The sequence below is a fragment of the Amycolatopsis sp. NPDC003861 genome (assembly GCF_053605405.1).
This window is the reverse complement of the sequence record NZ_JBSGJD010000168.1, coordinates 1-21,607: the sequence shown is the minus strand read 5'-3', so window position 1 is coordinate 21,607 and position 21,607 is coordinate 1. Positions and strand designations below refer to the sequence as shown.

2 protein-coding genes are annotated in these 21,607 nt (G+C 74.5%); both read right to left on the bottom strand.

Annotation, left to right across the window (positions count from 1 at the left end; genetic code table 11):
- Positions 1 to 12,091 (bottom strand): type I polyketide synthase (locus ACWEVN_RS32445; RefSeq protein WP_452053817.1); only part of this gene is annotated, 12,091 nt, incomplete at its 3' end.
- The coding region (locus ACWEVN_RS32440) for a beta-ketoacyl synthase N-terminal-like domain-containing protein (RefSeq protein WP_452053816.1) at positions 12,092 to 21,607 on the bottom strand (9,516 nt) is incomplete at its 5' end. It lies immediately after the preceding gene.

Genomic DNA, 21,607 nt, shown 5'->3' with positions numbered 1-21,607 from the left:
TGACGCCGGTCCAGGCGAACGGCAGCCGCGGACCGGTGCCGCCGCCGCGCAGGCCCAGGGCGTGCAGCGCGGCGTCCAGCAGAGCCGGGTGCAGGCCGAACCCGCTCGCCTGCGGCTCCGGCAGCGCGACCTCGGCGTAGATCTCCTCGCCGAGGCGCCAGGCTGCGCGCAGGCCGCGGAAGGCAGGTCCGTAGCCGAACCCGGACGCCGCGAGAGTCTCGTAGAAGCCGGTGACCGCAATGGGTTCCGCTCCGGTGGGCGGCCATTCGGCCCAGGAGGCCGGTTGTGCCGTGGCTGCCGGTGCGAGGACGCCTGCGGCGTGCGCGGTCCAGTCGTCGCGGCCCTCCGGACGCGAGTGGATCGTCAGTTCGCGACGGCCGTCGTCGTCCGGGCCGGCGACCGCCACCTGGATCGCGACGGCGTCCTGCTCGCGCAGCACGAGCGGCGCGGCGAGGGTCAGTTCCTCGACCACCGGGCAGCCAGCTTGGTCGCCGGCGCGGATCGCCAGCTCGACGAAGGCGGTGCCGGGCAGGAGAACCGTGCCGAGCACGGCGTGGTCGGCGAGCCACGGTTGGGTCGCGAGGGACAGCCGCCCGGTGAGGACGACACCGTCGCCCCCGGCCAGCGGCAGGGTCGCGGCCAGCAGCGGGTGTGCCGCGTCGGTGAGCCCGGCCGCGCCGACGTCCCCGGCGGGCGCCGAAACCTCGGGCCAGTAGCGGCGGTGCTGGAAGGCGTACGTCGGCAGCGGGACGCGGCGGGCGCCGGTGAACGCGGCCGAGAGGTCGACCGGGACGCCGCGGACCCACAGCCCGGCGAGCGCGGTGGCGAACGTGCGCTCCTCCGGCCGGTCGCGGCGCAGCAGCGGCACGGCCACCACGTCCTCGCCGAGGCAGTCGGCCGCCATCGCGCTGAGCACGGCGTCCGGGCCGGCTTCGAGGAACGTCCGGACGCCCAGGCCGGCCAGGGTGGCGACGGCGTCGGCGAACCGCACCGACGCCCGCACCTGCCGCACCCAGTAGTCCGGAGTGGACAGTTCCGGCCCGGCGAGCCGCCCGGTCACCGTGGAAACCACGGCGCGTTCGGCCGGGTGGTAGGTCAGCCGCCGCGCGACCGCGGCGAAGTCGTCGAGCATCGCGTCCATCCGCGGCGAGTGGAACGCGTGGCTCACCTTGAGCCGCTTGGTCCGCACACCGGCCGCCGCGAACCCGGCGGCCAGCGCCAGCACGACGTCCTCGTCGCCGGAGACGACGACCGAACCGGGCCCGTTGACCGCCGCGATGCCGGCCCGGCCACCGGTCTTGGCCACCTCGGCGGCCACGGCTTCCTCGCCGGCGCGCAGCGAAACCATCGCCCCGCCGTCCGGCAGGGCCTCCATCAGGCGGCCGCGGGCGGCGACCAGCTCGGCGGCGTCGGCCAGCGACAGCACCCCGGCGACGTGCGCCGCGACCAGCTCGCCGATCGAGTGGCCGGCGAGGTGGTCCGGCCGCACGCCCCAGCTCTCGGCCAGCCGGAACAGGGCCAGCTCGACGGCGAACAGCGCGGGCTGGGTGTAGGCCGTCCGGTCCAGTTGCGCCTCGGTGCCAGGCTCGGCGAAGACGACGTCGCGCAGCGGGTGCTCCAGGTGCGGGTCGAGGTGCGCACAGGCTTCGTCGAACGCGTCGGCGTAGACCGCGAACCGGTCGTAGAGTTCCCGGCCCATCCCGGCGCGCTGGGCGCCCTGGCCGGTGAACAGCACGGCGAGCGGGCCGGTGGCCGCCTCGCCCTGGACGACCTCGGGCGCGGGCGTGCCGCCGGCGAGCGCGGCCAGGCCCGTCCGGAAGTCCTCGGCCGTCGTCCCGAGCACGACGGCACGGTGGTCCAGGGCCGCCCGGCCGGTGGTCAGGGAGAATCCGACGTCGGCCGAGCGGGCGTCCACTTCGGACAGGAGGATGGCCTGGGCGCGCAGCGCGGCGACCGACCGGCCCGAGACCGGCCACGGCACCCACCCCGTGACCTCGGCCGCGGCCGGTTCGGGAGCGGGTTCGGCCTGCTCGATGATGGTGTGCGCGTTGGTGCCGGAAATACCGAACGAGGAGATCCCGGCCCGGCGCGGCCGGTCGGCCGGCCATTCGCGGGCCTCGGTGAGCAGTTCGACCGCACCGGCTGTCCAGTCCACATGGGACGTCGGTGCATCGAGGTGGAGGGACTTCGGCAGCACGCCGTGGCGCATGGCCATGACCATCTTGATGATCCCGGCGGCTCCGGCGGCGGCCTGCGTGTGCCCGATGTTCGACTTCACCGAACCGAGCCACAGCGGGGTTTCGCGGTCCTGGCCGTAGGCGGCCAGCACGGCCTGCGCCTCGATCGGGTCGCCCAGCGTGGTCCCGGTGCCGTGTGCCTCGACGACGTCCACATCGGACGGTTCGAGTCCGGCGTCGGCCAGTGCCGCGCGGATCACGCGTTGCTGCGACGGCCCGTTCGGCGCGGTCAGGCCGTTCGACGCGCCATCGGAGTTGATCGCCGAACCGCGGACGAGCGCCAGGACTTCGTGACCGTTGCGCCGCGCGTCCGACAGGCGTTCCAGCAGGAGCAGGCCCGCGCCCTCGGCCCAGCCGGTGCCGTCGGCCGCCTCGGCGAACGGCTTGCACCGGCCGTCGGGGGCCAGCCCGCGCTGCCGGCTGAACTCGACGAACGCCCCCGGCGTCGACATGACCGTGACCCCGCCGGCGACGGCCAGCGTGGACTCGCCCCGGCGCAGCGACTGGCCGGCCAGGTGCAGCGCAACCAGCGACGACGAGCACGCGGTGTCGACCGCGACCGACGGCCCTTCCAGCCCGAAGGTGTAAGAGACGCGCCCGGCGATGACGCTGGTGGTGTTCCCGGTCAGCAAGTGGCCCTCGACGCCGTCGGACGCGCCGAGCAGGGTGACGTAGTCCTGGCCGTTGGTGCCGGCGAACACCCCGGTCTTCGTGCCGCGCAGCGCGTGCGGGTCGATGCCGGCGCGCTCGAACAGCTCCCACGACGTCTCCAGCAGCAGCCGCTGCTGCGGGTCCATCGCCAGAGCTTCGCGGGGTGAGATGCCGAAGAACCCGGCGTCGAACTCCGTGACACCGTCGAGGAAGCCGCCCTCCCGGGTGTAGCTGCGGCCGCTCTTGCCCGGGTCCGGGTCGTACAGCGCGCCGACGTCCCAGCCGCGGTCGGCGGGGAACGGGGCGATGCCGTCGCCGCCTTCGCCGACCAGGCGCCAGAGGTCTTCCGGCGAGCGGACCCCGCCCGGGTAGCGGCAGCTCATGGCGATGATCGCGATCGGGTCGTCGTCGACGGCGGCCGCGGCCGTGGGCCGCTCCGGGGTGTCGGCGCCGAAGATCTCCGCCAGCAGGCGGTCGGTCAGGTCCGCCGGGGTCGGGTGGTCGAACACGAGCGTCGAGGGCAGGGTGAGGCCGGTTTCGGCGGCGAGGCCGTTGCGCAGCTCGACGGCGGTGAGCGAGTCGAAGCCGAGGTCCTTGAAGGGCCGCGCGGGCTCGATGGCCTCGGCGCCGTCGTGGCCGAGGACCGCCGCGGCGCGGACGCGCACGACGTCCAGGAGCACGCGACGGCGTTCGGGGCCGGGCAGCGCGGCCAGGCGGGTGGTCAGCTCGGCCGTGCCGCGCTCACCGGTGTTCTCGTCGACGGCGAACTCGGGCAGCTCGCTCATCAGCGGCCGGGGCCGGGCCGCCGCGTACGACGGCGCGAACTTCGCCCAGTCGACGTCGGCGACCACGACGGTGGTCTCGTTCAGTTCGACGGCCTGCAGGAGCGCGCGCAGCCCGAGGTTCGGGTCGAGCGGGAGCAGACCGCGCCGGCGAAGGAGCTCGTCGCCTTCTTCGGAGGCACCCATGCCGGCGCCCGCCCAGGGGCCCCAGGCGACCGACGTCCCGGCGCGTCCGGTGGCGCGGCGGCGTTCCGCGAGGGCGTCGAGGTGCGCGTTGGCCGCCGCGTAGGCGCCTTGGTGGCCGCTGCCCCAGACTCCGGCGATGGAGGAGAAAAGCACGAAGTCCTGGACCTCGCCGAGGAGTTCGTCGAGGTGGACGGCACCGTCCACTTTGGCGCTGACGACCTCGGCGAAGTCCGTTGTGGACGATTTGGCGATCGGCGTGAACCGGCCGTACCCGGCGGCGTGGAAGACCGCGGTCACGTTCCGTCCATCCAGGACTCCGGCCAGTGCCGCGCGGTCGGTGACGTCACAGGCGACGATTTCGGGGTCGGCGCCGAGGTCACGCAGCTGCGTCGCGAGCTCGTCCGCGCCCGGGGCGTCCGGGCCGCGACGGCTCAGGAGCAGGAGATCCCGGGTGCCGCGGGCGGCCAGGGTCCGGGCGAGCGCGCCGCCCAGGGCCCCGGTGCCGCCGGTGATCAGCACGCTGCCCTCGGGTCGCCAGGTGCCGGGGGTGGCGTCCGCCGGGGCGCGGACGAGCCGGGGCACGAACGCGCCGGACGTCCGCAGGGCCACCTGGTCTTCGCCGGTGCCCGCGGCCAGGAGGGCGGCGAGCCGGTCGTGGCCGCGGTCGTCGAGGGTGGCCGGGAGGTCGAGGAGCCCGATTTCGCGGCCGGTGAGTTCGAGCGCGGCCACCCGGCCGAGGCCCCAGACCTGCGCAAGGGCCGGCTCGGGGGCGGCATCGGACCGGCCGGTGCGCACGGCTGCGGTGGTGGCGAGCCAGAGCGGGCCGGGCAGGTCGGCCTGCAACACGGTGAGGGCTTCGGCCAGGTCGGCCGGGAACGCGAGCGCTCCGGCGATGTCCTGCACCTCACCCAGGCGTTCGAGGGGCACGGTACGGACCTCCGCACCCCGCTCGGCCAGGCCTTCCGCGATCCCCGCGGGCGCGGTACCGACGACCAGCCAGGTGCCGGACAGCCGTCCGGCCGCGATCGGGTGCGGCCGCCAGGCGACGCGGTAGCGCCACGATTCGACGGTGCTCGCCTCGCGGTGGCGGGTGCGCCAGGCCTGGAGCGCGGGCTGGATGGCGTCGGCGAGATCTTCGTCGACGGCGAGGTCGCGGGCCAGGTCACCGCGTTCGACGGCGGCCCAGAATTCGGCGTCCTCGGTGTCGGCGGCCGGCTGCGGACGGGCGGGTTCGAGCCAGTACCGGCGGTGTTCGAAGGGGTACGTCGGCAGCGCGACGGCCCGCCCGGCCGATCCGGCGTACAGGCTCTCCCAGTCCAGGTCGACGCCGTGGACGTGCAGCCGGGCCAGCGCGGTGAAGAAGGTGCGTTCCTCGTCGCGGTCGCGGCGAAGGGCCGGGATCGCGGTACCCGGGACCATCGAGCTGAGCACACCGTCGGGCCCCAGTTCCAGGAACACGCCGACCCCGGCATCCTCCAGAGTGGACACTCCGTCGGCGAATCGGACCGCCTCACGCGCGTGCCGCACCCAGTAGTCCGCCGTGAACGACGAAGCGAGAGCACCGCTCACATTCGAGAGCACCGGTATCTCCGCCGGGTGGTACGTCAGCGTCTCGGCGACCGCGCGGAACTCGTCGAGCATCGGATCCATCAACGGCGAGTGGAACGCGTGACTCACGGTCAGCCGCTTGGTCTTCGGGAACTTCGCCGCGATCTCCAGGACCGCGGCCTCCTCGCCGGAGATCACCACCGACTCGGGTCCGTTGACCGCCGCGATGGAGACACCTTCGGTCAGGGTGATCGCGGACTCGGGAGCGGCGATCGACACCATCGCGCCGCCGGCCGGGAGCGCCTGCATCAGCGACGCGCGGGCAGCAACCAGGCGGCAAGCGTCCTCCAGGGACAGAACACCGGCCACGTGCGCGGCCGAGATCTCGCCGATCGAATGCCCGGCCACGAAATCCGGCCGCACGCCGAACGACTCGGCCAGCCGGAACAACGCCACCTCGACCGCGAACAACGCGGGCTGGGTGAACTCGGTCCGATCCAGCAGCGACGCATCCTCGAAGGCTTCGCGCAGCTCCGGACCGAAGTGCGCGAGCACCGCGTCGAACGCTTCGGCATACACCGGGAAGCGGTCATGGAGACCCCGGCCCATCCCGGCCCGCTGGGCACCCTGACCGGTGAAAAGCACCGCCAGCAGGGCGTCCCGGTCGGCCGTGCCGGTAACCACGGCCGCGTCGGTGCCCCCGTCGGCGAGCACGTCCAGGGCCCGGTCGAGCTCGTCGCCGCTCGCGACGAGGACCGCGCGGTGATCGTGCGTGGCGCGGGTGAACGTCAGGGAGTACGCGAGGTCCTGCGGCGCCAGTCCGGTTCCCCGGAGCCGGTCGGCTTGGGCACGCAACGCCGTGGCGCTCCGGGCCGACAGCGGGACGAGCGGCGGCGTCGCGTCCGGGCCGGCCGGCGGGACCGCGACCGGCTCGGCTTGTTCGAGGACCACGTGCGCGTTGGTGCCGCTCACCCCGAACGCCGAGACGGCGGCGCGGCGCGGGCCGTCGGACGCCCACTCGCGTTCCTCGGTGAGCAGTTCCACCGCCCCCGCCGACCAGTCCACTTGCGACGACGGGGTGTCGACGTGCAGCGTGCGCGGCAGGACACCGTGCCGCATGGCGAGCACCATCTTGATCACCCCGGCCACGCCCGAAGCAGATTGCGTGTGCCCGATGTTGGACTTCAGCGAGCCGAGCCACAGCGGCCGGTCGCGGTCCTGGCCGTACGTCGCGAGCAGCGCCTGGGCCTCGATCGGGTCGCCGAGCCGGGTGCCGGTGCCGTGCGCCTCGACGGCGTCCACATCGGACGGCCGCAGGCCGGCGTTCGCCAGCGCGGCCCGGATCACCCGTTGCTGCGACGGGCCGTTCGGGGCGCTGAGCCCGTTGGAGGCCCCGTCCTGGTTCACCGCCGAGCCGCGGACCACCGCGAGGATCGGGTGGCCGTGGCGGCGGGCGTCCGACAGCTTCTCCAGCAGCACCAGGCCGACGCCTTCGCTCCAGCCGGTGCCGTCGGCGGCGTCGGCGAAGGACTTGCAGCGACCGTCCTCGGCGAGGCCGCGCTGACGGCTGAACTCGACGAACGCCGCCGGGTGCGCCATCACGGTGACGCCGCCCGCGAGGGCCATCGAGCACTCGCCCTGCCGCAGCGACTGGCACGCCAGGTGCAGCGCGACCAGCGACGACGAGCACGCCGTGTCGACGGTGACGGCCGGGCCCTCCAAGCCGAACGTGTAGGACAGCCGGCCGGAGACGACGGCCGGGGCGCTGCCGGTCAGCAGGTAGCCTTCGGAGCCGCCGGACTCGTCGCGCGCGCCGACGCCGTACCCGGACGACGTCGCGCCGACGAACACGCCGGTTCCGCTGCCGCGCAACGACTCCGGGTCGAGACCCGCGCGCTCGAAGACCTCCCACGACGCCTCCAGCAGGACGCGCTGCTGCGGGTCCATGGCCAGGGCTTCACGCGGGGAGATGCCGAAGAACCCGGCGTCGAACTGCGCCGCCGTAGTCATGAACCCGCCTTCGCGGGTGTAGCTCGTGCCGAGGTTCGCCGGGTCCGGGTCGTAGAGCGCGGCCAGGTCCCAGCCGCGGTCGGCGGGGAACGGGCCGACGCCGTCCGCGCCGTCGGCCAGCAGGCGCCACAGGTCCTCGGGCGAGGCCACGCCCCCCGGGTAGCGGCAGCCCATGGCGACGATGGCGATCGGCTCGTCGGACGCCGTGGCCGTGGCGGTCGTGGCGGCCGGTTCGGTTCCGGTCACCTCGCGCAGGAGGTGACCGGCCAGGGCGCGCGGGTGCGGGTGGTCGAAGACGACGGTCGACGGGAGGCGGACGCCGGTCGCGGCGGTCAGCCGGTTGCGGAGTTCGACGGCGGTCAGCGAGTCGAAGCCGAGTTCGCGGAAGGCCCGGTCGGCGGGGACGGCCGCGCCGGAGTCGTGCCCCAGCACGGCGGCGGCTTGGGCGCGGACCAGGTCGAGTACGTGGTGCGCGGCCTCCCGCGGGCCGAGCGTCCGGACCGCCTCGGCGAGGCCGGTCCCGACCTCGGTGACGACCTCCTCGACGCGGACTTCCGGCAGGTCCTCGATCAGCGGACGGCGCCGGGCGGCGGTGAACCCGGCGGCGAACCGCGGCCAGTCCATGTCGGCGACGGCCACGAAGGTCTCGTCGGCGTCGAGGGCGCGCTGGAGGGCGGCGACGGCGCGGTCCGGGGCCATTTCGCGCAGGCCACGGCGGCGCAGGTGGTCCTTCGCTTCGGCGCTGCCCGCCATGCCGTCGCCGGCCCAGGACCCCCAGGCCACGGACGTGGCTTTCCGCCCGGCGGCGCGTCGGCGGGCGGCGAGGGCGTCGAGGTGCGCGTTGGCGGCGGCGTAGGCGCCCTGGCCGGCACTGCCCCAGACACCGGCGTTGGAGGAGAAGAGGACGAAGGCGTCGAGGTCGTCGCCGAGGAGTTCGTCGAGGTGGTCGGCGCCGGTGGCCTTGGCCGCGAGGACTTCGGCGAAGTCTTCCACGCTGGTGTCGGCGATGGTTGCGGCTTGCGGCAGCCCGGCGGTGTGGACGACCGCGCGGATGTCGTGGTGGTCACGGACGAGCGCGGCGACGGCGTCCCGGTCGGCGAGGTCGCAGGCGGCGAAGGTGACCCGGCAGCCCAGCTCGGCGGCGAGTTCGGCGGCGCCGGGGGCGTCGGCGCCGCGGCGGCTGACGAGGACGAGGTGCTCGGCGCCGGACCGGGCCAGCCACCGGGCGACGTGCCCGCCGAGGGCGCCGGTGCCGCCGGTGACGAGGACAGTGCCCTCGGGCCGCCAGCGGCGGGCGGGTTCGGCCGAGGGTGCGTGCGCGAGCCGGCGCGCGAAGAGCCCGGAGGCCCGGACGGCGACCTGGTCTTCGTGGTCGAGCCCGGCGAGGACGGCGGCCAGGCGCCGCTTGGCTCGGGGTTCGAGGGTGGCGGGGAGGTCGATGAGGCCGCCCCAGCGTTCGGGGTGTTCGAGCCCGATGACGCGGCCGAGGGCCCAGACCTGCGCGGGATCGGCGGCGGGGGCCAGGTCGCCGGGGAGGGCCGTGACGGCGTTGCGGGTCAGGAGCCAGAGGGGCGCGGCGGTGCCGTCGAGGGCCTGGGCCAAGCGGAGGGTGCCCGCGGCATCGGGAAGGAGGGAGACGACGCCGTCGGCATCGGAGAAATCGTTGTCCGCGAGACCATCGCCGGGCCATTCCAGCACCACCGGCTCGGCGCCGGCGGCCGCGAGGCAGCTCGTCACCTCCGTGGCGTCCGTTCCGGGCGGGGCGACCACCACCCAGCGACCCGCCAGCACCCCCGCCTCCGGCTCGGGCAGCGGCTTCCACTCCACCCGGTACCGCCAGGAGTCCACAGTGGACCTCTCCTGGCGCAGCCGCCGCCAGCGGGCGAGGGCGGGGAGCAGCTCGGCGAACGACGTCTCCGCGGGGACGTCGATCAGCTCCGCCAGCGCGCCCAGGTCACCGCCGTCGACCGCGGCCCAAAAGCGGGCGTCCGCCGGGTCCGCCGACACCTCCTGGCGAGGCGCGTCGAGCCAGTAGCGCCTGCGCTGGAACGCATAGGTCGGGAGGTCGGCGATCCGGCCGTCCGGGAACGCCGGCGTCCAGTCGACCGCCACCCCGGCCACGTGCGCCGCGGCGAGCGACGCGTGGAAGCGGCTCAGCCCGCCGTCGTCCCGGCGTAGCGAGCCGAGAGCGACCACGTCCTCGCCGAGCGCCATCGTCAGCACCGGGTGCGGCGACGCTTCGATGAACGTCCCGAAGCCTTCGCTCTTCAGCCGCTCGACAGCGATGTCCAAGCGGACGGTGCTGCGCAGGCTGGTGTACCAGTACCCGGCGTCCAGCGCTTCGGCCCACTCGCCGGTCACGGTGGACATGAACGCGGTCCCGGGACGCTGGGGAGTGATGGGGGCGAGCACGTCCAGAAGCTCGTCGCGCAGCTGCTCGACCTGCGCCGAGTGGGACGCGTAGTCCACCGGCACCCGCTTGGCCCGGATCCCCTCGGCCTCGCAGGCCGCGGCAAAAGCGTCCAGCCCGGCGGGCGAACCGGAAACCACCACCGCGGCGGGACCGTTCACCGCGGCGATCGACAGCCCATCGGTAAGCCGCGCTTCGACCGTTTCCAAGGGCGCCGCCACCGAGACCATGCCACCGCGGCCCGCCAGCGCCAGAATCGCCCTGCTCCGCAACGCCACCACGCGAGCGCCGTCCTCAAGCGACAGTGCTCCCGAGACGACCGCGGCCGCGATCTCGCCCTGGGAGTGCCCAACAACGGCATCGGGCACCACCCCGAACGACCGCCACAGCTCCGCCAGCGACACCATCACCGCGAACAACGCGGGCTGCACCACGTCGACCCGGCTCAACGCCTCCGCGTCGGCCAGCACCGCGCGCAGCGACCAGTCCACAAAGGACGAGAGCGCCACCGCGCACTCGTCGAGACGCGCTGCGAACACCGGCGACGACGCCGCCAGCTCCAGCGCCATCCCGGCCCACTGCGAACCCTGCCCCGGAAAGACCAGCGCCACCTTGCCGCAGGCCGACGCCTCCCCGGTGACCACATCGGCACCCGGCGTCCCGGCAGCCAGCGCAGCGAGCCCGCCCGAGCCGACGACCACCGCTCGATGGCTCAGCAACGCCCGCGCCTTCACCAGCGAGAACCCGACGTCGACCGGATCGCCGTCGTGCGCGAGCAGCGCAGCCGCCTGCCCGCGCAACGCCTCCGGAGAGTCCGCCGACAGCACCCATGGCACCGGCCCCGAAGCCACGCGCGGCGGCGGAGCGGGTTCGGCCGGAACCTGCTCCAGGACCACGTGCGCGTTCGTCCCGCTGACGCCGAACGACGAGACGCCGATCCGCCGCGGCCGCCCGGTCTCCGGCCACGGCGTCGCCTCGGTGAGCAGCCGCACTTCCCCGGCGCTCCAGTCCACTTGGGACGAAGGCGCGTCGATGTGCAGCGACCGCGGCAGCACGCCCCGCCGCATGGCCTGGACGGACTTGATCACCCCGGCCACCCCGGCGGCGGCCTGCGTGTGCCCGAGGTTCGACTTGACCGAACCGAGCAGCAACGGCCGGTCCGCCGGACGGCCGCGGCCGTAGGTGGCCAGCAGCGCCTGCGCCTCGATCGGGTCGCCCAGCGTCGTTCCGGTGCCGTGAGCCTCGACCGCATCGACGTCCGAAGTGGACAGACCGGCGTTCGCCAGTGCGGCCCGGATGACCCGCTGCTGCGCCGGCCCGTTCGGCGCGGTCAAGCCGCTGCTCGCACCGTCCTGGTTGACAGAGGAACCGCGGACGACGGCGAGCACCGGGTGCCCGTGGCGACGCGCGTCGGAAAGGCGTTCGACGAGCAGCATCCCGGCGCCTTCGCCCCAGCCGGTGCCGTCGGCCGCGTCGGCGAAGGGCTTGCAGCGGCCGTCGGCAGCCAGACCGCGCTGGCGGCTGAAGGCGGTGAACGTGCCCGGCGTGGCCATCACCGTGACACCGCCGGCCAGCGCAAGCGAGCAGTCGCCGAGCCGGACGGCCTGGCAGGCCAGGTGCAACGCCACGAGCGACGACGAACACGCCGTGTCGATCGTGACGGCCGGGCCTTCCAGCCCGAGGGTGTAGGCGATCCGGCCGGAGGCGACACTGCCCGCGCTGCCGTTGCCGAGGAACGCCTCGAACTCCGCGAACACCTCGGGGGCGAGCAACAGCCGGGCCGCGTAGTCGGAATACATGACGCCCGCGTAGACGCCTACTTTCGAGCCGCGCACGGATGTCGGGTCGATGCCGGCGCGCTCGAAGGCTTCCCACGACGTCTCCAGCAGCAGCCGCTGCTGGGGGTCCATGGCCAGGGCTTCCCGCGGGGAGATCCCGAAGAAGCCGGCGTCGAAGTCGGCTGCGTCGTGCAGGAACGCGCCTTCCCGGGTGTAGCTGGTGCCCGCGCTGCCGGGGTCGGCGTCGTACAGCGCGTCGAGGTCCCAGCCGCGGTCGGCCGGGAACGCCCCGACCGCGTCCTCCCCCGCTTCGAGGAGGTCCCACAGCTGTTCGGGGGTGCGGACCCCGCCGGGGAAGCGGCAGCTCATGCCGACGATCGCGACCGGCTCCTGCGCGCGGTCCTCGTTCTCCTGCAGCCGGCGGCGGGCTTCGCGCAGGTCGGCCGTGGCGCGCTTGAGGTAGTCCAGGAGCTTCTGTTCGTTCGACATTCAGGACATCCCCAGTTCGTCGTCCAGGAGGTCGAAGATCTCCTCGGCGGTGGCGTCGGCCAGTTCCGGGCCGGAGTCCGCCCGGCGGTCGTCGGTCGCGATCCACCGGGCCAGCAGCCCGCGCAGGCGCTCGGTGACCAGGTCGCGTTCGCCGGCCTCGGTCTCGGTCGCGGCGAGCACCGCGGCCAGCCGGTCCAGCTCGGCGTGGACGGGCAGGACGGCCTTCGCCCCGTCCGCGGGCAGCTCGGCGCACAGGTGCTTGGTGAGCGCGTCCGGGTTTGGGTAGTCGAAGATCAGCGTGGCGGGCAGCCGCAGCCCGGTCACCGCGTTGAGCCGGTTGCGCAGCTCCAGCGCGGTCAGCGAGTCGAACCCGAGGTCGAGGAAGCCGCGCCCGGCCTCGACGGCGTGGCCCGAGGCATACCCGAGCACCGCCGCCACCTGGGCGCGCACGACCTCGTCGACGACCCGGAGCTGCTCGGCTTCCGGCAGCCCGGCGAGCCGTTCGGCCAGCCCGGGTCCGGCCGGGACGCCGTCGCGCACGGCCCGCCGTCCGGACGTCCTGATCAGCCCGCGCAGCAGCGGCGGGACGTCCCCGCGGGCGCGCCAGGCGGCGAGGTCCAGGGCGACCGGCATGAGCAGCGGCTCGCCGGTCCCGAGGGCGAGGTCGAACAGCCGCAGCGCGCGGTCGGTCGGCAGGGCGCGGACGCCGGACCGCCCGAGGCGCGACACGTCGTCGTCGCCGAGGTGCGCGGTCAGGCCGCTGCGGGCCTCCCACAGTCCCCACGCGAGCGAGGTCGCGGGCAGGCCGTGGCCGTGGCGGTGCTGAGCGAGCGCGTCGAGGTAGGCGTTGGCCGCGGAGTAGCCCGCCTGGCCCGCGCCGCCCATCGTCGCCGCGAAGGAGGAGAACAGGACGAACGCGTCGAGCTCCAGGTCCTCGGTCAGCTCGTGCAGGTGCCGCGCGGCGACCGCCTTGGGCCGCAGCACCGTGTCGAGCCGCTCCGGGTTCAGCGCTTCGAGGACGCCGTCGTCGAGCGCGCCCGCCGCGTGGATCACCGCGGTCAGCGGGTGCTCGGCCGGGATCGTCGCCAAGGCGTCTTCGAGGGCGGCCCGGTCGGCGACGTCGCAGGCGACCACGGTGACGGACGCGTCGGCCAGCCCGCCGAGGTCGGGGGCGCTGCGGCTGAGCAGCAGCAGGTGCCGGACGCCGTGGACGGTCACCAGATGCCGCGCGAGCAGCCCGCCGAGCACGCCGCTCGCGCCGGTGAGCAGGACGGTCCCGTCCGGGTTCCAAGCGTGCTCCCGCAGCGGCGGAGTCGCTCGCGCCAGGCGCGGCACGTGGAGTTCGCCGCCGCGCACCGCCAGCTGCGGCTCGCCGGACGCGGCGGCCACCCCGGCCCAGGTGGCGAGGTTCTCGGTCGTGTCGACGTCGAGGAGGACGAACCGGTCCGGGTGCTCCGACTGCGCGGAACGCACGAGGCCCCAGACGGCCGCGGCGGCGGGGTCGGCGGGCGCCTCCCCGATGGCCGACTCGGTGACCAGGACCAGCCGCCCGTCTCCGCTCAGGAAGTCCTGCAGGGTCTCGAGCGTGGCCGCCGTCGCGTCGCCCCGGCACTCGGTGTAGACGACCGGCCCGGACCCGCCCAGCGGCACCGCCGGGGCGGCCGGTTCGGCGTCCAGGCGCTGCCACGTCATCGCGAAGAGCCCGTCGTGGTCCGCGGCGGCGGCCAGCTGACCAGCCGAAATCGGTCGCATGACCAGGGATTCCGCTTCGGCGACCGGTGCCCCGGTTTCGTCGGCGACGGCGACCGAGACGCCGTCCGCGCCGAGTGTTCCGAGCCGGACCCGCAGGGTGGTCGCGCCGGTCGCGTACAGCCGGACGCCGGTCCACGCGAACGGCAGCCGGGCGCCGGCTTGGGCGCTGGTCAGGCCGATCGGGTGCAGGGCTGCGTCGAGCAGGGCCGGGTGCAGGCCGTACCGAGCCGCTTCGGCGCGCTGCTCGGCGGGCAGGACGACCTCGGCGTAGAGGTCGTCGCCGTGCCGCCAGGCCGCGCGCAGGCCCTGGAACGCCGGGCCGTAGCGGTAGCCGTGGCCGGCCAGGGTGTCGTAGTGACCGGCCACGGGCAGCGGTTCCGCGCCCGGCGGCGGCCACGCGGTGAGCGCCGTGCCCGGCTCGACACCGGTGGCCAGGATGCCTTCGGCGTGCTGGGTCCACTCGAGGTCGTCGCCGGGTCGCGAATGGACGGTCAGCGCCCGACGGCCGGTTTCGTCAGCGGTCTCGACCCGGAGCTGGACGGCGACGCCGCCACGGCGGGGCAGCACCAGGGGCGCCTGCAGGGTCAGCTCTTCGACGGTCTCGCAGCCGACCTGGTCGCCCGCCTGCACGGCCAGCTCGACGAACGCGGTGCCCGGCAGCAGCACGGTGTCGCCGACCGCGTGATCGGCGAGCCACGGGTGGGTGCTCAGGGACAGCCGTCCGGTGAGCAGGGTGGTGCCGGTGCCCGCGACGGTCACGGCCGCGCCGAGCAGCGGATGCCCGGCGTCGGTGAGGCCGAGCCCGCCGACGTCCCCCGCCGTGACCGCGGTCCACTGTGGCCAGTACCGCTCCTGCTGGAACGGGTAGGTGGGGATATCGGTGAACCGGGCGCCGGGGAACGCCGGGGTCCAGTCGACGTCGACGCCGTTGACGTGCGCTTCGGCCAAGGCGGTGTAGAAGCGGGTGAGCCCGCCGTCGTCCCTTCGCAGCGAACCCACGGCGAGGACGTCGTCCCCGAGGGCCATGGTCAGCACCGGATGTGGGGACGCCTCCACGAACGTCCCGAACCCGTCGTTCTTCAACCGCTCGACGGCGATGTCCAGCCGCACTGTGCTGCGGAGGTTGCGGTACCAGTACTCGGCGTCGAGAGCGCCGTCGGCCCACTCGCCGGTCACCGTCGAGAAGAACGCCGTCTCCCCGGTTTGCGGCGCAATCGGACCGAGCACGTCGAGGAGTTCTTCGTGCAGTTGCTCGACCTGCGCCGAGTGCGAGGCGTAGTCGACCGGCACGCGCTTGGTCCGGATGCCGTCCGCGGTGCACGCCGCGATCAGCTCGTCGAGGGCGGCCGGTTCGCCGGACACGACCACCGCGGCCGGGCCGTTCACCGCCGCGATCGAGATCCCCTCGGTCAGCCGCTCCTCGACGGCGGACAGCGGCGCGGCCACCGACACCATTCCCCCGCGGCCGGCCAGCGCCAGGATCGCCTTGCTGCGCAGGGCCACCACCCGCGCACCGTCGGCCAGGGAGAGCGCACCCGACACCACCGCGGCCGCGATCTCGCCCTGCGAATGGCCGACCACCGCGTCCGGGACCACGCCGAACGAACGCCACAGCTCGGCCAGCGACACCATCACCGCGAACAACGCGGGCTGCACGACATCGACCCGGCCCAAGGCCGCCGCGTCCGCCAGCACGTCACGCAGTTCCCAGTCCACAAAGGACGCCAAGGCCGCCGCGCACTCGTCGAGCCGGGCCGCGAACACTGCGGAGGACTCCGCCAGTTCGAGCGCCATCCCGGGCCACTGCGAACCCTGGCCGGGGAAGACGAGCGCCACCTTGCCGGGCGTTCCGGCGATCCCGGAAACCGCGCCTGTCGCCGGGACTCCCTCGGCGACGGCGGCGAGCGCCTCGGCACCGAACACCACCGCGCGGTGCGGGAACCGCGACCGGGCCGTGACCAGCGTGAACCCGACGTCGGCCGGGTGCCCGCCAACGCCGGCGAGGGCGGCGGCCAGGTCGTGCAGGGCGGTTTCGGTCCGTCCGGACAGCACCCACGGCACCGGCCCGAAGACCGGCTCGCGCTCCTCGGCCACGGCTTCCGGCGCCTGTTCGAGGATCGCGTGCGCGTTGGTGCCCGAGATGCCGAACGACGACACCCCGGCCCGCCGCGGCCGCCGGGCGGTCCACTCCCGCGGCTCGGTGAGCAGCTCGACCGAGCCGGCCGACCAGTCCACATGCGACGACGGCGCGTTCACGTGCAGCGTCGGCGGGAGCACGCCGTGCCGCATCGCCATGACCATCTTGATCACGCCCGCGACCCCGGCCGCGGCTTGGGTGTGCCCGAGGTTGGACTTCACCGAGCCCAGCCACAGCGGCTCGTCCCGCTCTTGGCCGTACGTGGCCAGGAGCGCCTGGGCCTCGATCGGGTCGCCCAGCGTCGTACCGGTCCCGTGCGCCTCGACAGTGTCCACTTCGGACAGATTCAAACCGGCATCCTCAAGAGCTGCGCGGATGACGCGTTGCTGCGAGGGGCCGTTCGGGGCGGTCAGGCCGTTGGACGCGCCATCGGAGTTGACCGCCGAGCCGCGTACCACGGCCAGCACCCGGCGTCCGTCGCGCAGGGCGTCCGACAGCCGCTGCACCAGCAGCATGCCCGCGCCTTCGGAGAACCCGACGCCGTCCGCGGCGTCGGCGAAGGCCTTGCACCGGCCGTCCGCGGCGAGGCCGCGCTGGAGGCTGAAGTCGACGAACATGCCGGGGGTCGCCATCACGGTCGCCCCGCCGGCCAGCGCCATCGAGCACTCGCCACGCCGCAGCGCCTGCACGGCCAGGTGCAACGCCACCAGCGACGAGGAACACGCCGTGTCCACCGTCAGCGACGGCCCTTCGAGACCGAACACATAGGACAGCCGCCCGGAGACGACGCTGGCCGCGTTGCCGACCCCCGCGTGGCCTTCCAGGGACTCGGTCGAGCGTTCGAGCAGGGCCGGGTAGTCCTGGCCGTTGGTCCCCGCGAAGACGCCGATCCGTTCGCCCCGCACCGAAGCCGGGTCGAGCCCGGCGCGTTCGAAGGCCTCCCACGACGTCTGGAGCAGCAACCGCTGCTGCGGGTCCATCGCGAGCGCCTCCCGCGGCGAGATCCCGAAGAAGCCCGGGTCGAAGCGGGTGGTGTCGTCGAGGAAGCCGCCCTCGCGGGCGTAACTCTTGCCGGTCGCGCCGGGTTCGGGGTCGTAGATTTCCTCGAGGTCCCAGCCGCGGTCGGCCGGGAACGGCGTGATGCCGTCCCCGCCCGCGGCGACCAGTCGCCAGAGGTCCTCGGGCGAGCGGACCCCGCCCGGGAACCGGCAGCCGATGCCGACGATGGCGATCGGCTCGTCCGCGGCGATCCCCGTGGCCACCGCGGCTTCGGCCGACGTCCCGGTGCCGAACAGCTCGCCGAGGAACCCGGCGAGGACGGTGACCGTGGGGTGGTCGAACACCAGGGTCGCGGGCAGCCGCAGGCCGGTCGCGGCGGCCAGCCGGGTGCGCAGCTCGACCGCCGTCAGCGAGTCGAAGCCGAGCTCGGAGAAGGCCCGGCCGACGTCGACGGCCGCCGGGGAAGGATGTCCGAGCACGGCCGCGGCCTGCGCGCGGACCAGGTCGGTCAGCACGCGGTGGGCGTCGGCCGCGCTCAGCCCGGCGAGCCGGGCGGCGTATCCGGACGGCTCCGGAGCGGTCTCCTCGGCGGCGTCCGGGAGCTCGGCGAGCAGCGGCCGGCGGCGCGCGGCGGCGAAGGCCGGGGCGAACCGCGGCCAGTCGACGTCGGCGACGACGACGGTGGTGTCGTCGAGGTCGAGCGCGCGGCCGAGCGCCGTCAGCGCCAGGTCGGGGTCGAGCGGCGGGACACCTTCGGCCGTCAGCCTATCCCGGTCGACGCCCTCGTCGGCGTCCCAGACACCCCAGGCGATCGACGTCGCGGCCTGCCCGCGGGCCCGGCGGCGCTCGGCGAGCGCGTCGAGGTGGGCGTTGGCCGCCGCGTAAGCGCCGTGAGCGCGGCTGCCGACGACGGCGGCGATGGACGAGAACAGGACGAAGGCGTCGAGGCCGTCCGGGAGCAGCGCGTCGAGGTGGTCGGCGGCGTCCGCCTTGACGCGGCAGGCGCGGTCCAGGAGGTCCGGGCCGGTGTCGGCGAGGGGCGCCAGGTCCGTGACGGCGGCGGCGTGGAACACCGACCGCACCGGGCCGTGGGCCTCGAGCACCGCGGCGAGCTGGTCACGATCGGCGACGTCGCAGAGCGCCTCGACGACTTCGGCGCCGTGCAGGGTCTCGACGCCGGGCAGGGCGGCCGCGGCGAGCACGATCCGGGTGGCGCCCCGGGTGATCAGCCAGCGGGCGAGCCGGACGGCCGCGTGACCGTCGGCGTCGGTGACGAGCACGGTGCCTTCGGGCCGCCAGCGCCGCGCGGGTTCCGCGGTTCCGGCGGGCACGAGCCGGCGGGCGAAGACGCCGGCCGGGCGCAGGGCCACCTGGTCCTCGCCGGTGGTCCCGGCCAGCACGGCGGCCAGCTTCGTGGCCGCGGCTTCGTCGAGGACCGGCGGGAGGTCGACCAGGCCACCCCAGCGGGTCGGGTGCTCGAGGCCGTGGATCCGGCCGAGCCCCCAGACGCGGGCCTGCGCCGGGTCGGGCGCGCGGTCGCCGGGTCCGGTGGCCACCGCCGCGTCGGTGAGGAGCCAGAGCGGGGCGTCGAGCCGGGTCAGGTCGAGGGCGGTCGCGGCGTCCGGCCGGACGGCGACCACCCCGGTCAGGTCCTCGGCCTCCTGGACGATCTCGGCACCGTGCGCGGCCAGGATCTCCCGGACACCGTCGTCCCCGACGACCAGCCAGCGGCCGGAGAGCCGCGCCGGTGGGGTGGCGACGGGGCGCCAGGCGATCCGGTAGCGCCAGGAGTCCGTGGTGGCCTCGTCGTCGCGGCGGCTGCGCCACCTCGCCAGTGCGGGCAGGACGGCGTCGAGCGGGGCGTCTTCGGCGACGTCGAGGGCGCCCGCGAAGGCCGGGACGTCCTGGTCGCCGACGACGTCCCAGAACCGCTGGTCGGCCTGGACCGGCTCGGCTTCCGGGACGTCGAGCCAGTACCGCTCGCGCTGGAAGGCGTAGGTCGGCAGGTCGGCCGCGGGCGCACCGGCGAAGGCCGGCGTCCAGTCGACGGCGACCCCGTTGACGTGCGCTTCGGCGAGGGCGGTGTGGAACCGGGTGAGGCCGCCGTCGTTCTTGCGGAGGGAGCCCACCGCCACGACGTCGTCCCCGAGCGCCATGGTCAGGACCGGGTGCGGTGACGCTTCGATGAACGTCCCGAAACCTTCGGACTTCAGGCGCTCGATCGCGGTGTCGAGGCGGACGGTGCTGCGCAGGTTGGTGTACCAGTACTCGGCGTCCACCCGTTCGTTCCACTCGCCGGTCACGGTCGAGATGAAGGCCGTGTGCCCCGGCTGCGGGTTCACCGGCGCCAGGACGTCGAGGAGTTCGTCACGCAGCTGCTCGACCTGCGGCGAGTGGGACGCGTAGTCCACCGGGACGCGCTTCACGCGGATGCCGTCCGCGCGGCAGGCCGTCATGAACCCGTCCAAGGCTTCCGGCGTACCGGAGACCACGACGGCCGCAGGTCCGTTGACAGCGGCGATCGAGACGCCCTCGGTCAGCCGTTCCTCGACGGTTTCCCGCGCGGCCGCGACGGACACCATTCCGCCACCACCGGCCAGCGCCAGGATCGCCTTGCTCCGCAACGCCACCACCCGAGCGCCGTCCTCAAGCGACAGTGCCCCCGAGACGACCGCGGCCGCGATCTCCCCCTGCGAGTGACCGACCACCGCGTCAGGAATCACGCCGAACGACCGCCACAGCTCCGCCAGTGACACCATCACCGCGAACAACGCAGGCTGCACCACGTCGACCCGGCTCAACGCCTCCGCATCGGCGAGCACGTCACGAAGTCGCCAGTCCACGAAGGACTCCAGGGCCGCCGCGCATGCATCCAGCCGCGCCGCGAAGACCTCCGACGACTCCGCGAGTTCGAGGGCCATCCCGGCCCACTGCGCGCCCTGGCCGGGGAACACCAGCGCAACCTTGCCCGGCTCCCTCGCCTCACCGGTGATGACGTTGGCCGCGGGAGCGCCCGCGGCGAGCGCGGTGAGGCCGCCGGCCAGATCGTCGCCGACCACGACCGCGCGGTGCCGGAACAGCGACCGCGCGGAGATCAGCGCCGCCCCGACCGACGCGGCCGGAAGCTCGGCGCGGTCGAGCAAGGCGGCCGCCTGTGCCTGCAACGCAGCAGGGGTACGTGCCGAAATGACCCACGGCACTGCATCGCCGGCAACCAGCTCCGGAACGACCTCCGGAGCCTCCTCCAGGACCGCGTGCGCGTTGGTGCCGCTGACGCCGAACGACGAAACGCCCGCCCGCCGCGGCCCGTCGGCCACCCACTCGCGCGACTCGGTCAGCAGCTCCACGGCACCCGCCGACCAGTCCACTTGCGACGACGGCGCGTCGACGTGCAACGTCCGCGGCAGCACCCCGTGCCGCATCGCCAGCACCATCTTGATCACGCCGCCGACACCCGCCGCCGCCTGGGTGTGGCCGATGTTCGACTTCAGCGAACCCAGCCACAGCGGCGTTTCCCGCTCCTGACCGTACGTCTCCAGCAGTGCCTGCGCCTCGATCGGGTCGCCGAGCGTCGTGCCGGTGCCGTGCGCCTCGACCGCGTCCACTTCGGACGCCGCCAGCCCCGCGTTCGCCAGGGCCTGGCGGATCACCCGCTGCTGCGCGGGGCCATTGGGGGCGGTGAGGCCGTTGGACGCGCCGTCCTGGTTGACCGCCGTCCCGCGGACGACGGCGAGCACCGGGTGGCCGTGGCGGCGCGCGTCGGACAGCCGTTCCACCAGCAGGAGGCCGGCACCCTCGCCCCAGCCGGTGCCGTCGGCGGCGTCCGCGAACGACTTGCACCGGCCGTCGGCGGCCAGACCGCGCTGGCGGCTGAACTCGACGAACAGCGCGGGCGTCGACAGGACCGTGACCCCGCCCGCCAGCGCCAGGTCGCATTCGCCCTGCCGCAGCGACTGGCACGCCAGGTGCAGCGCCACGAGCGACGACGAACACGCCGTGTCCACCGTGATCGCCGGGCCTTCGAGCCCGAACGCGTAGGCGATCCGGCCGGAGGCGACGCTGCCCGCGCTGCCGTTGCCGAGATAGCCCTCGTACCCTTCAAGTCCACTTCGGACGTTCTGCAGCCGGGTGGCGTAGTCCTGGTACATCACGCCGGCGAAGACGCCGGTCCGGCTGCCGCGCACCGCGTCCGGCACGATCCCGGCGCGCTCGAACGCCTCCCACGCGACTTCCAGCAGCAGCCGTTGCTGCGGGTCCGTCGCGGTCGCTTCGCGCGGCGACATGCCGAAGAACTCGGCGTCGAAATCGGCGGCGTCGTGGAGGAATCCGCCTTCGCGGACGTAAGACGTCCCGCCGTGGGCGGGATCGTGGTCGAAGAGGTCGGGCCAGCCGCGGTCGGCGGGGAACGCCGAAACGGCGTCGCGGCCCTCGGCGACCAGCCGCCAGAGGTCGTCCGGGGAGGCGATCCCGCCCGGATAACGGCAGCTCATGGCGACGATCGCGATGGGTTCGTCGGCGGTGGCCTTCTTCGTGACGACGGTGCCGGCCCGCCGCCCGGCGAGGTGGGCGGCGAGCACCGCCGGCGTCGGGTGGTCGAACACGAGCGTCGCGGGCAGTCGCAGGCCGGT